An 11888-nucleotide genomic window follows, 5' to 3' on the forward strand; every position below is an offset into this window, starting at 1 on the left:
GAAAACCAAACGATCGTTCCGGAAAAGGAAGTTTCAAAGTGAAGCGACTATTCTGCTTGGCCGCGATTGCGGCCGCACTGATGGGGCAAAGTATTACCGCGCAAGCTGCAGGTGTTGAATTTGCAGTGGGTGCGACCAGCGATTCGACCATGACTTATCGCCTGGGCATGAATTTCGATTGGGACAAGAGCTGGCTGCAAAGTGATGTCGGTCGCCTGACCGGTTACTGGAGCGGCGCTTACACTTACTGGGAAGGTGACAAGACTTCCAGCAACAACAGCCTGTCGTTCTCCCCGGTATTCGTTTACGAGTTTGCCGGTCAGTCGGTCAAACCGTATGTTGAAGCGGGCATTGGTGTCGCAGCGTTCTCCAACACCAAATATGAAAGCAACAACATCGGCGGCTCTTTCCAGTTCGAAGACCGCATCGGTTTTGGTCTGCGCTTCAATGGCGGGCATGAAGTGGGGATTCGTGCAACACACTATTCCAACGCCGGCCTGGCCAGCAGCAACGACGGTGTAGAAAGCTACGCGCTGCATTACACGATGCCGCTGTAAGCGCTACAAATAACCTCTGTAGGAGTGAGCCTGCTCGCGATTGCGGAGTGTCAGCCAACATTTGTTTGACTGGTACTCCGCAATCGCGAGCAGGCTCACTCCTACATTTGTTTCAGTGGTGTTTTTCGGAATCAACGGTAAGCAGTGGCAATGCCTTTGCGTTCTTCAATGCACTCCGGTGCACCCATCTCGAATTCGCGACAGATCAGCGGACGTTTCTCATAGATCGTGCACATCATGCTGTCGCGATCCAGCGCCGCGCACCAGCCGTCGTCCAGACGCAGCATCACTTCACCACCCCACTCATCGGTATCGATAAAGCGCTCAGGCACGCCGGTGTCGGTGATCAGCATCACTTCGAGCTGGCAACAGCACGCTGCGCAGGTCGAACAGGTGACCGCTGGCTCGGTGATTTGCTGGTGGGGAATGGTTTTCATGCTGCGCAGTGTAAGGCAGCCACCGGTTGCTGTGTGAAAGGCCTGACAGACGCTCAGTGGCTCAGGCGCCGTGCCATGGCATGCAGCAGCGGAAACAGCAGCGCCCACAGCAGGCCGATGCCGATCAGGGTCGGCACTTCACCGTAAGGAAATTGCACGCCGGCCAGCTGTCCGCCGCCGTAATAGGACACGGCGCCGCCCATTGCACCGAGTCCGCTGGCCAGCCACCACGGGCGGGCGCTCCATTGCAGGCAGTGACGCAACGTGGTCGCGAGCAAGGCCCAGAGCAGCATCAGCCACAGCGGAATCAGTGGCGACAGGTCCTGGAATTCGAACACGCCGGCAGCGCGCAACAGACTGTCTACGGCTGTACCGACAAGCACCACGCTGAGGATCAAACGACCTTCCTCCGCCCAACTGCTGATCCAGCCCAGATGAATCACCAGCACCGCCAGCGCCAGCAGCAGCCACAGACTGTCGCCGCCGAGCACGCAGGCCAGCCAGCCGACCTGGAACAGCACGGCATTGGTCAGCCGCTCAAGCATCGAAGCGTCCGAGCAACGGCGCCGGCATCGCGGCCGGTTTGGCCAGCAGCAGTTGCGCGGTGCCGATGGTGCGCTCCAGAAACCCGCCTTCGCAGTAGCACAGGTAAAACTCCCACAGCCGCAGGAAGTAATCGTCGTAACCCAATTCGCTCAAACGGCCATGGGCGCGGCGAAAGTTTTCGTGCCACAGGCGCAGGGTGCGGGCGTAGTGCAGGCCGAAGTCTTCCATGTGCAGCAGGTTCATGTCGGTCTCGCGGCTGACCACTTCGAGCATCTTCTGCACGCAGGGCAGGGCGCCGCCGGGGAAGATGTAGCGCTGGATGAAGTCGACGCCGCGCTTGGCCTGCTCGTAGCGCTGCTCGCGGATGGTGATTGCCTGCAACAGCATCAGGCCGTTGCTCTTGAGCAGGTGCGCGCATTGCTTGAAATAGGTGGGCAGGAAGCGGTGACCGACCGCTTCGATCATCTCGATCGACACCAGTTTGTCGTATTCGCCGGTGAGGTCGCGGTAGTCGGTGAGCAGCAGCGTTACCCGATCCTGCAACCCCAGTGCTTCAATGCGCCTGGCGGTAAACGCGTACTGCTCTTTCGACAGCGTCGTGGTGGTGACACGGCAGCCGTAGTGCTGCGCGGCGTAGAGCGCCATGCTGCCCCAACCGGTGCCGATCTCCAGCAGATGATCTTCGGGCTTGAGTGCGAGCTTCTGGCAGATCCGTTCCAGCTTGTTCAACTGAGCCTGTTCCAGGCTGTCGTCGGGGCTGAGGAACTGCGCCGCCGAATACATCATGGTCGGGTCGAGAAATTGTTCGAACAGATCGTTGCCGAGGTCATAGTGCGCCGCGATGTTTTTCTGCGACCCCTTGCGCGTGTTGCGGTTGAGCCAGTGCAGGCCTTGCACCAGGGGCCGGCTGAGGCGGGCCAGACCGCGCTCCATGGCGTCGAGTACGTCGAGGTTGCTGACGAACACGCGCACGACCGCCGTCAGGTCCGGCGAACTCCAGTAACCGTGGATAAACGCTTCGCCGGCACCAATCGATCCGTTGCCGGCGACCATGCCCCACACCGCTGCATCCTGCACATGGATTTCGCCGAGCAGGTGGCTGCCCGGCGTGCCGAACATCAGGCGTTCGCCATCCTCGACCACCAGCAATTGCCCGTGTTTGAGCTGACTGAGTTGCCGCAAAACGCCGCGACGCAGCAGCGAACCGGTCAAACCGTTGGTGCTGAAGCGACTGACCGACAGGCTAGAGGATTTCATGGCGGTGCTCCTTGGGAGGCACAGTGGCGATCTGAAAGCTGCCGTCGGCAGCCTGATGAGCAAAAATCGGGGCACGCTTGAGCAACAGGCGCACGGCTTGCCAATAAATCGCCAGGCAGGTTTTCGCGGTCATCCACGGAAAACGTCGCAAGTAGCGGTGCAGGCTGTGGCGGTCGAGGGGTTCGCGCTGCAGATTGAGCGTGGCGTCGAACAGCTTGTGCTCACCCTGCCAGTCGGCCATGTGCACGCCGAGCTTTTGCGCAGCCGGGCTGAAGCTCATGCGGTACTCGAGGTCACGCGGCAAAAACGGCGAGACATGAAAGGCCTTGGCCACGGCGAAGTGCTGGTGAAAGTCTTGCAGGTTGGTCGGTGTGCGGGCCGGCAGCACGTAGTGATAACGTTCGCGCCACGGCGTGTTGGTGACTTCGCAGAGAATCGCCGCCAGTTGCCCGTCGGCCTCGTGGCAATAAAAGAAGCTCACCGGATTGAACGCCAGACCCCAACTGCGCGGTTGGGTCAGCAGGCAGATCGAACCCTGCGGTTGATGGCCGATGGCGACGCCGACTTGCTGGCGCACCGCATCGATCAGGCGCATGCCGCTGCCGGTGAAGGTTTTCAGGTAGTCGGTTTCGCGAAACGAAAACGGTGCAAAGCGGCTGCGACTGGCAAACGGTGACAGGCCGAACACGGCGTCCTGTTCCGCCAGATCGAGGTACAACAGACCGATCCGGTAACGGAATTCGTGGCGTCTGGGCGAAAAGCGCCGATGACCAATCCAGCCGCTGTACAGGGCGCTGTTCATAAGCTTTCCCCGAACGCGGCGGCCACGCGCAACGCGCTGACCACGCCGTCCTCATGAAAGCCGTTGGCCCAGTAGGCGCCGCAATAATGGGTGTGCTGCTGACCGTCGAGTTCGGCCCAGCGGTTTTGCGCCGCCACAGCCGCGAGGCTGAATTGCGGGTGGGCGTAGGTGTATTTGGCGAGCACCTTGAACGGGCTGATCCCGGCGCTCTGATTGAGGCTGACGCAGAACGTGGTGTCGCTCTGAATGCCCTGCAGGATGTTCATGTCGTAAGTGACGGCCGCGTGGGTATGGCCGGCGCCGCTCAAGCGATAGTTCCAGCTGGCCCACGCCAGTTTGCGGGTCGGCAGCAGACGGGTATCGGTATGCAGCACGACTTCGTTATCGGCATAGGGCAGGGCGCCGAGGATCGAGCGTTCCGCCTGGCTTGGCGTGCCGAGCAATTGCAGGGCCTGGTCGCTGTGGCAGGCAAGCACGACTTTGTCGAAACGCTCGATGCCGGCCGGGCTGTGGATAACCACGCCGTGTTCATCGCGATCGATGCGCGTCACCGGGCAACTGAGGCGGATCTTGTCGTGGAACGCCGCAGTCAACGGCGCAATGTAGGCACTGGAGCCGCCCTCGATCACCTGCCATTGCGGGCGATCACTGACTGACAGCAGGCCATGATTCTTGAAGAAGCGCACAAAGAATTGCAGCGGGAAATTGAGCATCTCGGCCATCGGCATCGACCAGATCGCCGAGCCCATCGGCACGATGTAATGCAGGATGAAACGTTCGCCATAACCGCCAGCCTTGAGGTAATCGTCGAGCGTGGTATCGGCGGCAATGCGCTGTTCGGCGAGGTCGCGCTGAGCTTCTTTATTGAAGCGCAGAATGTCGCGCAACATGCCCCAGAACCCCGGGGACAGCAGGTTGCTGCGCTGGGCGAAGAGGCTGTTGAGGTTGTTGCCGTTGTATTCCAGACCGGTGTCCGGGTCGGTGACCGAGAAGCTCATTTCCGTCGGTTTGAACGACACACCGAGCTGGCCGAGCAATCGAATGAAGTTCGGATAGGTCCAGTCGTTGAACACGATGAACCCAGTGTCCACTGCATATTCGCGGCCATCGACGGTCACTTGCACGGTGTGCGTGTGACCGCCGACCCAGTCGCTGGCCTCGAACACCGTGATGTCGTGTCGGCGATTGAGCAGGTGGGCGCAGGTCAGGCCGGCGATTCCGCTGCCGACAATGGCAATCTTCATATCGGGTCTCGCAGCGGTGGGTTGCTGCGCACCATGCGCTTGCCGATCGCCAGTTGCAGGCGCGCCGGCAGCTTCGACAGTGGCCACAGCGCCGCCATGAACAGTGCGGGAAAGGCGATCTCCAGCGGACGATCCTTGAGTTTGGCGAAAATATGCCGCGCCGCTTTATCCACAGGCCAGCTCAACGGCATCGGGAAGTCATTCTTGGCGGTCAGCGGGGTTTCGACAAAACCCGGGCTGATGATGGTGACATCGATGCCCTCGACGGCCAGATCGATCCGCAGCGATTCGAACAGATAGCGCAGCCCGGCCTTCGACGCGCCATAGGCTTCGGCCCGAGGCAGCGGCAGGTAGGTGACTGAGCTGGCCATGCCGATCAGATGCGGCGCGGTGCCTTTGCGCAGCAACGGCAGGGCCGCTTCGATGCAGTAACTGCTGGCGAGCAGGTTGGTGCGCACCACATGTTCGATGATCGAGGCATCGAACTGTCGCGCATCGACGTACTCGCAGGTGCCGGCATTGAGAATCACGCTGTCGAGCGAGCCCCAGGCCTGTTCGATCTGCTGGCCGATTTCGCGCACGGTCTGACTGTTGGTCAGATCGCCGGCCACCACCAGCACTTGCCCCGGATAACGTTGCGACAGCACTTTGAGCGGTGCCACCTGACGCGAACTGACAGCCAGATGCGCGCCGCTTTTCAGAATCTCTTCAGCCAGTGCTGCGCCGATGCCACTGCTGGCACCGGTCAGCCAATAACGCCGTGGAGGTGTACGACTCATCCCATTCTCCTTTTCAACCAGGCGATCACCCGGCCCAATACGGGTAAATGTTCATACAGCATGGCCCCGGCATCGAAATAATCCCGGTGGCGATAAACCTTGTCGCGCCACAGCAGGTGCGAACACCCGGCGACGCGAATCAATTGACCACCGGCCAGACGCGGGTGGCGGTAACTCATGACCCAGCGCAGGTAACCTTCACCGTCAGCGATCTGGTCGAAGCCGTGGAAATCGAAGCGCAGTTCGCTGACGTTGGCGTACAGCTCGCTGAAGTAATGTCGCAGTTGCACCAGCCCCTGCACTTCATGCAGCGGGTCGGTGAAGTGAATGTCATCGCTGTACAGCTCGCCCAGACGTTGCAAGTTGTCTTTGTTCAACTCGGCGAACTGGCGGGCGAAGCGGCGCAGGAATTCACTCATGAACTTCTTCCATAGACGAGCGCGACGGCAGGTTCTTGAACGCCGCCAGCGCGCGTTCGCGCGAAGCCCCGAGATTGACGATCGGCGCCGGATAATCCGCCACGCCGAACAGTCCACCGGCGCTGGCCGGGTTGTGTACTTCCTTCTTGTTCAGGCCGGCCAGTTCAGGCAGCCAGTGCTTGATGAACAGGCCTTCGCTGTCGAATTTTTCCGATTGGCTCAGCGGATTGAAGATGCGGAAGTACGGCGCCGAATCGGTGCCGGTCGAAGAACTCCATTGCCAGCCACCGTTGTTCGCCGCCAGATCGCCGTCGATCAGGTGGCGCATGAAAAAGCGCTCGCCTTCACGCCAGTCGATCAGCAGATTCTTGGTCAGGAACATCGCCACAATCATCCGCAAGCGGTTATGCATCCAGCCGGTTTCCAGCAGTTGGCGCATGGCTGCATCGATGATCGGCAAACCGGTCCGCGCCTCTTGCCAGGCCGCCAGATCGTCCGGCGCATCACGCCAGGCCAGGGCTTCGGTTTCCGGGCGAAATGCGCGGTGGCGCGAAACCCGTGGGTAGCCCACCAGAATGTGCTTGTAGAACTCACGCCACAGCAGCTCGTTGATCCACGTCACCGCGCCGACCTTGCCGCTGTCGAACTCGCCCTGATTGCTTTGCAAGGCCGCATGCAGGCATTGGCGCGGCGAAATCACCCCGGCGGCGAGGTACGCGGAAAGTTGACTGGTGCCGGGTTTGGCCGGGAAGTCGCGTTCGCTCTGGTAGTAGTCAATCTGCGCGTCGGCGAAGGTGTCGAGACGGCGCCGGGCTTCCTGTTCGCCGGCCGGCCACAGTGTGCGCAAAGACTCGCTCGGCGTTGCAAAACCGGCGACGGATGCCGGCACCGGATCGCTGTCGATGTTCAGCTTTGCCTGTTTGCCGGGCGTCTTGACCAGCGCCGGCATCGAGCGGTGCAGGCGTTCATAGCAGACCTTGCGGAACTGGCTGAACACCTGAAAGTAGGTTTCGGTTTTGGTCAGTACCGTGCCGGGCTTGAACAGCAGTTGGTCAAGGTAGCTGTGGAAAGCGATGCCTTTGGTTTTCAGGGCCACCGCCACCGCGGCGTCGCGCTGGCTTTCGTGGACGCCATATTCTTCGTTGACGTGCACAGCTTGAATATTCAATTGCACACAAAGTTCGAGCAGCACCGCCGGGGCCTGATCCCAATGATTGGCGGAACGCAGCAGCAACGGGATGTTCAGCTCGCCGAGGCGACTGCTCAGCTCACGCAGGTTGCGCAGCCAGAAGTCGACCTTGCACGCGGCGTCGTCATGTTCCAGCCATTGCTGCGGGCTCAGCAGATACACGGCAACCGTCGGACCGCGCGCTGCGGCGGCCGCGAGGGCGGTGTTGTCATGTAGGCGCAGGTCGCTGCGCAGCCAGATCAATTGCATCGCGGTTTCCATTAAATCAGCCCACGCTGAACCAGTTCCTGATGTGCCGAGAGCGGGTCTTCGGCCAGGATCAGATCAGCGATCTCAGGGGTTCTTACGGACAACTCGGTCTGGTGGATGCATACCGTTGGTCCGACGAGCATTTTTGCAGTGCCGATGCCATTCAGCAGTTTTGGCAGCTGCGCCAGATTCATCGCCTTGCTGGAATACAGCAGCACTCCCCGCGCTTGCAGATGATCGACCGCGAGCGCCAGTTCTCCGGCCGGTAGCGGCCAGTCGAACACTTGCACCGGGCAGTCGGCGCTGCTGATCAGCCACGCGCATAGCCACAGGTGCGGTTCCAGTGCCAGGTCCGAGTGATTGATCAGCAGCAACGGCGCAGCGTGTAATTGCCGATTGTTATGGTAGATGCGCGCGCCGAATTTGCTGCGTAACCAGGAATAAAAGAACACCCGTTCCATCTGTGCGCCGAACTGGCCTTGCCAGCGCTGCTCGAGTTCGGCCAGCAGCGGCAGGAGCAATTGCTCGCACAGGGTGCGTGGCGGGTACAGGGCCATGGCCTGGTTGATGCTGTCGTCGAGGTTGCGCTCATTGAGCTGGATGACGGCGCCGAGCAAGGACTGGCGCTGCCGTTGCCAGTCGTTTTCCACCGTCTCGGTAAAGGCTTGCGGAGCATCGAGCAACGGTTTGACCTGACTGACAGCCACGCCTCGATTAAGCCAGGTCAGGATGGTCAGGATTCGTTGCACATGTTCGCTGGAATACAGGCGATGGCCCTTGGGCGTGCGCTGCGGCACGATCAACCCGTAACGGCGCTCCCAGGCGCGCAGGGTGATGGCGTTGACCCCGGTCTGCCGCGCCACTTCGCGGATCGGCAGCCAGCCCTCGTCGAGGGCTTTCTTGAAGTCGGCACCCAGGTCTTCCTGGGCGCTGGTGTCGAGTTTGTCGTTCATCAAATGGCGTTTCGCAGGCTGAGGTTTTCCGGATGCGGCTGCAAGTAAACCTGCCGCGCAATGTACGGATCCGGGTGTTGGCGAAAGTGGTGTTTGAGCAGAGTCAATGGCACCACCAGCGGCACGATGCCGTGGCGGTACTGGCCGATGACATGCTGCATTTCCTGTTTGTCTTCCGGGCTGATCGCCTGTTTCAGGTAGCCGCTGATGTGTTGCAGCACGTTGCTGTGGGTGCGGCGGGTAGCGCATTTCTTCAACGCGCTCATCAACTCGCTGAAATAGCGCGGGCCGAGTTCGACCGGATCGGTCTTGGCCATGTTGCCCAGCAGTTTGCCCAAGGCTTTGTATTGCTCAGGGTTGTGTGCCATCAGCAGGTATTTGTAGCGTGAGTGGAATTCGGTCAGTGCGCGGCGGCTCAAGCCTTGTTCGAGCACCTGCTGCCAGGCGCTGTAGGCGAGCACGCGGGTGATGAAGTTTTCCCGCAACACCGGATCGTTCAGGCGCCCGGCTTCTTCCACCGGCAGGTCAGGGTGCTCCGCACAGAACGCCTGAGCGTAGATGCCACGGCCGCCGCCGTTCACCGGCGCGCCGTTGGCGTGATAGACCTTGACCCGCTCCAGACCGCACGAAGGCGACTGCTGCATGAAGATATAGCCGCAGATGTCATTGAGCTCGCCGGCCATTTTCTGCCCGTAGGCTGCCAGTGGTTCGGTGACATTGATTTGCGGATTGACCGTACCGATAGCTTCAGGAGTATCGGGATCGCCAACCAGGCGGATCGGTTCGCGCGGGATGCCCAGGCCAATCGCGACTTCCGGACATACCGGCACGAATTCGAAATACTCGGCAAGGGTGCGGCTGCACAACCGCGATTCCTTGTGCCCGCCGTTGTAGCGCACTTCGGCGCCCATCAGGCAGGCGCTGATGGCGATTTTGGGCCGGGAAGCAGAAAGATCGGACATGCACACCTCGAATCTATTCCTGTACAGATATTTATCTCTGTACAACTTTTCCTCAGCATAGATTCATGCGTGTACAAGTCAACTCATTTGTATAAGTTTTTCCAGGTTAACCACGATCGACTGTGGGAGGCAGCATTGATGTTGAATGATGCGACGCCATCGCGAGCAGGCTCACTCCTACAGGATCTTTATTGCCAGCCCAGTAACCAGTGATCGTTGTTCTTCAACGTCTGCCAATCGAGGCGTTCGGCGCGCTTGGTCAGCACCGCCTGCAACTCGATCTCCAGCACCGTGCCTTCCTCATCCCGGAACAGTTCGGTGACCAGAAAATGTTTTTCGCGGTTTTGCGGGTGGGCTGCTGTCCACTTCGACAGCAGCAATTTTTGCGGATTGATGCGATTCATTGCAGGTGTTCGTGCAAGCGGCGTGCAGCTTCCTGGCCACTGAGCCAGGCCCCTTCGACACGCCCCGACAGGCACCAGTCGCCGCAGGCGTACAAGCCCAGATCGGCGTCGGCCAGCGTGCCCCATTCGTGGCCGGTCGCAGGGCGTGCGTAGAGCCAGCGGTGGGCGAGGCTGAAGGCCGGAGCGGGCATCGCACTGTGCAACAGTTCGGCGAATGCACCGTGCAGTTGCTCGATGACAGCTTCCTTGGACAGGTCGATGTGTTGCCGACTCCAGGCGCTGCTGGCGTGCAGCACCCAGGTGTCGCAGGTGGTATCGCGCCCCGGTTTACTGCGGTTGCGTGCCAGCCAGTCGATGGGGCTGTCCTGCACGAAGCAGCCTTCGATCGGCGTATCCAGTGGCGTATCGAAGGCGAGGGCGACGGCCCAGGTCGGGTCCATTTTCACCCCGGCGGCGGCGCCGGCGAGTTTTGGTGCGGCAGCCAGCAACGCCGTGGCTTGCGGCGCTGGCGTTGCAATCACCACGTGACTGAAGGGACCGTGGGTGAAGCCTTCGGCGTCCTGCAGATGCCAGTGTTCTTCACCGCGAAACACCTCGGTGATGCGGCAGGCGAAGTGCACTTCCAGACCGTCGAGCAAACCCCGGGTGATCGCACTCATGCGTGGCGTGCCGACCCATCGGGTCTGCTCGTCCGGCGACAGGTTCAGTTGCCCGCCCTGAAAGGTGTAGAGCTGCGGCGTCCACTCGGCGACCCAGCCCAGACTTTGCCAGCGTTGCACTTCGGTGACGAAACGCCGGTCGCGGGCGGTGAAGTATTGCGCGCCCATGTCCAGCGAACCGGCGTCGCTGCGTTTGCTCGACATGCGTCCGCCACTGCCGCGGCTTTTGTCGAAGAGCTGGACGGTGTGTCCGGCCTCTGTCAGCGCCTGCGCGGCGGAGAGTCCGGCGATGCCGGTGCCGATGATTGCGATAGGTACAGTCATAGGGGCCTCGTTTACCTTTCTGTACAGACTACGCCGTCAATGAAACCTGTACAATTTTGTTTTTTGGTATAACTTCTAGCGTTCTCGTTCTGACAGCTTGGCCTATGGTTAAACAATAGAGCCTGCCCGATAGAAAAGATCCCTGCTTATAAAAATAGACTAGTGATCCGGGTAAAACGCCACGCGAGGAAGAAGTCATGCACATATTGCTGACCGGCGGTACTGGTTTGATAGGCCGTCAGCTCTGCCGACACTGGTCGGGGCAGGGCCATCAATTGACGGTGTGGAGTCGACGCCCGGAAAAGGTCGCGAAAATCTGTGGCGCGCAGGTGCGTGCAATTTCGCGTCTCGAAGACTTCGGCAACGAGCCGCTGGACGCGGTGGTCAACCTGGCCGGTGCACCGATCGCTGATCGGCCATGGACCCATCGGCGCAAGGCGTTGCTGTGGAGCAGCCGCATCACCCTCACCGAAACCCTGCTGGCCTGGCTGGAAACACGGCAGCAGAAACCGGCGTTGTTGATCTCCGGTTCGGCTGTCGGCTGGTACGGCGACGGCGGCGAACGCGAGCTGACCGAAGATTCGCCGCCAGTGATCGACGATTTTGCCAGTCAGTTGTGCATTGCCTGGGAGGAAACCGCCCAGCGTGCCGAAGGTCAGGGCACCCGCGTGGTGCTGGTGCGAACCGGGCTGGTGCTGTCGGCCGAGGGCGGCTTTTTGTCGCGGCTGTTGCTGCCGTTCAAACTCGGGCTCGGCGGGCCGCTGGGCAATGGTCGGCAGTGGATGCCGTGGATTCACATCGATGATCAAATCGCCCTGATTGATTTTCTTCTGCACCGCGATCAGGCGAGCGGTCCTTATAATGCCTGCGCACCGAAACCGGTGCGCAATCGCGAGTTTGCCAAGACGCTGGGCAGCGTACTGCACCGCCCGGCGTTCATGCCGATGCCGGCCCTGGCGCTGAAGGTCGGGCTTGGCGAAATGTCATTGCTGTTGCTGGGTGGCCAACGGGCCGTGCCGGCACGCTTGCTGGAAGCGGGTTTCACTTTCCAGTTCACGGATTTGCGCGCGGCTTTGGATGATCTCTCCGGCCGCCTTTGAAATAGGA

Annotated in this window: 14 protein-coding genes; 2 read left to right on the plus strand and 12 right to left on the minus strand. The window is 60.7% G+C overall.

Annotated features, from left to right (window positions below; translation table 11 throughout):
* Positions 1 to 38 precede the first annotated feature (38 nt).
* A complete protein-coding gene (locus V3W27_RS24850; RefSeq protein WP_027612230.1) occupies positions 39 to 557 on the plus strand; it encodes an acyloxyacyl hydrolase in 519 nt (172 codons plus the stop codon).
* A gap of 131 nt (positions 558 to 688) precedes the next feature.
* Here the strand turns inward: V3W27_RS24850 and V3W27_RS24855 are convergent, their stop codons facing one another.
* From V3W27_RS24855 to V3W27_RS24910, 12 genes are all read right to left on the minus strand, one after another.
* Positions 689 to 994: a YkgJ family cysteine cluster protein gene (locus V3W27_RS24855; RefSeq protein ID WP_007967664.1), complete on the minus strand. Its 306-nt coding sequence runs from the start codon at positions 992 to 994 to the stop codon at positions 689 to 691.
* Positions 995 to 1047: 53 nt separating this feature from the next.
* Positions 1048 to 1539, minus strand: coding sequence for a DUF2878 domain-containing protein (locus V3W27_RS24860; RefSeq protein WP_330207774.1), 492 nt, complete (start codon positions 1537 to 1539; stop codon positions 1048 to 1050).
* The gene (locus tag V3W27_RS24865) at positions 1532 to 2797 is read right to left on the minus strand and encodes an SAM-dependent methyltransferase (protein WP_096797281.1); all 1266 of its coding nucleotides are present in this window, start codon (positions 2795 to 2797) and stop codon (positions 1532 to 1534) included. The genes V3W27_RS24860 and V3W27_RS24865 overlap by 8 nt, the downstream gene beginning before the upstream one ends.
* Positions 2784 to 3599 carry a DUF1365 domain-containing protein gene (locus tag V3W27_RS24870; RefSeq protein WP_027612227.1) on the minus strand — a complete coding sequence of 272 codons (816 nt, stop codon included), beginning with the start codon at positions 3597 to 3599 and terminating at the stop codon, positions 2784 to 2786. Before V3W27_RS24870 ends, V3W27_RS24865 begins: the two co-directional genes overlap by 14 nt.
* On the minus strand, positions 3596 to 4843 hold the full coding sequence (locus V3W27_RS24875; RefSeq protein WP_027612226.1) for an NAD(P)/FAD-dependent oxidoreductase: 1248 nt from the start codon (positions 4841 to 4843) through the stop codon (positions 3596 to 3598). Before V3W27_RS24875 ends, V3W27_RS24870 begins: the two co-directional genes overlap by 4 nt.
* Complete coding sequence (locus V3W27_RS24880) at positions 4840 to 5622, minus strand: SDR family NAD(P)-dependent oxidoreductase (protein WP_027612225.1); 783 nt, start codon at positions 5620 to 5622, stop codon at positions 4840 to 4842. The genes V3W27_RS24875 and V3W27_RS24880 overlap by 4 nt, the downstream gene beginning before the upstream one ends.
* On the minus strand, positions 5619 to 6041 hold the full coding sequence (locus V3W27_RS24885) for a nuclear transport factor 2 family protein (RefSeq protein WP_027612224.1): 423 nt from the start codon (positions 6039 to 6041) through the stop codon (positions 5619 to 5621). Before V3W27_RS24885 ends, V3W27_RS24880 begins: the two co-directional genes overlap by 4 nt.
* A complete protein-coding gene (phrB, locus tag V3W27_RS24890) occupies positions 6034 to 7479 on the minus strand; it encodes a deoxyribodipyrimidine photo-lyase (RefSeq protein ID WP_247268108.1) in 1446 nt (481 codons plus the stop codon). The genes V3W27_RS24885 and phrB overlap by 8 nt, the downstream gene beginning before the upstream one ends.
* Positions 7480 to 7490: 11 nt before the next feature.
* Positions 7491 to 8432, minus strand: coding sequence for a MerR family transcriptional regulator (locus tag V3W27_RS24895; RefSeq protein WP_096797277.1), 942 nt, complete (start codon positions 8430 to 8432; stop codon positions 7491 to 7493).
* Entirely contained in the window at positions 8432 to 9394 is a 963-nt protein-coding gene (locus V3W27_RS24900; RefSeq protein WP_330207775.1) for a YbgA family protein, read from the minus strand. The genes V3W27_RS24895 and V3W27_RS24900 overlap by 1 nt, the downstream gene beginning before the upstream one ends.
* 188 nt (positions 9395 to 9582) lie before the next feature.
* Complete coding sequence (locus V3W27_RS24905; protein WP_027612220.1) at positions 9583 to 9798, minus strand: TIGR02450 family Trp-rich protein; 216 nt, start codon at positions 9796 to 9798, stop codon at positions 9583 to 9585.
* On the minus strand, positions 9795 to 10781 hold the full coding sequence (locus V3W27_RS24910) for an NAD(P)/FAD-dependent oxidoreductase (RefSeq protein ID WP_330207776.1): 987 nt from the start codon (positions 10779 to 10781) through the stop codon (positions 9795 to 9797). The genes V3W27_RS24905 and V3W27_RS24910 overlap by 4 nt, the downstream gene beginning before the upstream one ends.
* A gap of 197 nt (positions 10782 to 10978) precedes the next feature.
* On the opposite strand from V3W27_RS24910, the gene V3W27_RS24915 reads away from it, so the two are divergent.
* The gene (locus V3W27_RS24915; RefSeq protein ID WP_330207777.1) at positions 10979 to 11881 is read left to right on the plus strand and encodes a TIGR01777 family oxidoreductase; all 903 of its coding nucleotides are present in this window, start codon (positions 10979 to 10981) and stop codon (positions 11879 to 11881) included.
* Positions 11882 to 11888: the final 7 nt, after the last annotated feature.

Origin of the sequence: Pseudomonas sp. AM14(2022) (assembly GCF_036346455.1) — a bacterium.
GTDB classification, from domain to species: Bacteria; Pseudomonadota; Gammaproteobacteria; order Pseudomonadales; family Pseudomonadaceae; genus Aquipseudomonas; species Aquipseudomonas putida_A.

What these genes read in the sequence shown, in the direction of transcription:
- V3W27_RS24855 (WP_007967664.1), bottom strand. Translation starts at nt 994, where the DNA reads ATGAAAACCATTCCCCACCAGCAAATCACCGAGCCAGCGGTCACCTGT.
- V3W27_RS24895 (WP_096797277.1), bottom strand. Translation starts at nt 8,432, where the DNA reads ATGAACGACAAACTCGACACCAGCGCCCAGGAAGACCTGGGTGCCGAC.
- V3W27_RS24860 (WP_330207774.1), bottom strand. Translation starts at nt 1,539, where the DNA reads ATGCTTGAGCGGCTGACCAATGCCGTGCTGTTCCAGGTCGGCTGGCTG.
- V3W27_RS24900 (WP_330207775.1), bottom strand. Translation starts at nt 9,394, where the DNA reads ATGTCCGATCTTTCTGCTTCCCGGCCCAAAATCGCCATCAGCGCCTGC.
- V3W27_RS24865 (WP_096797281.1), bottom strand. Translation starts at nt 2,797, where the DNA reads ATGAAATCCTCTAGCCTGTCGGTCAGTCGCTTCAGCACCAACGGTTTG.
- V3W27_RS24880 (WP_027612225.1), bottom strand. Translation starts at nt 5,622, where the DNA reads ATGAGTCGTACACCTCCACGGCGTTATTGGCTGACCGGTGCCAGCAGT.
- V3W27_RS24915 (WP_330207777.1), top strand. Translation starts at nt 10,979, where the DNA reads ATGCACATATTGCTGACCGGCGGTACTGGTTTGATAGGCCGTCAGCTC.
- phrB (WP_247268108.1), bottom strand. Translation starts at nt 7,479, where the DNA reads ATGCAATTGATCTGGCTGCGCAGCGACCTGCGCCTACATGACAACACC.
- V3W27_RS24870 (WP_027612227.1), bottom strand. Translation starts at nt 3,599, where the DNA reads ATGAACAGCGCCCTGTACAGCGGCTGGATTGGTCATCGGCGCTTTTCG.
- V3W27_RS24875 (WP_027612226.1), bottom strand. Translation starts at nt 4,843, where the DNA reads ATGAAGATTGCCATTGTCGGCAGCGGAATCGCCGGCCTGACCTGCGCC.
- V3W27_RS24885 (WP_027612224.1), bottom strand. Translation starts at nt 6,041, where the DNA reads ATGAGTGAATTCCTGCGCCGCTTCGCCCGCCAGTTCGCCGAGTTGAAC.
- V3W27_RS24905 (WP_027612220.1), bottom strand. Translation starts at nt 9,798, where the DNA reads ATGAATCGCATCAATCCGCAAAAATTGCTGCTGTCGAAGTGGACAGCA.
- V3W27_RS24910 (WP_330207776.1), bottom strand. Translation starts at nt 10,781, where the DNA reads ATGACTGTACCTATCGCAATCATCGGCACCGGCATCGCCGGACTCTCC.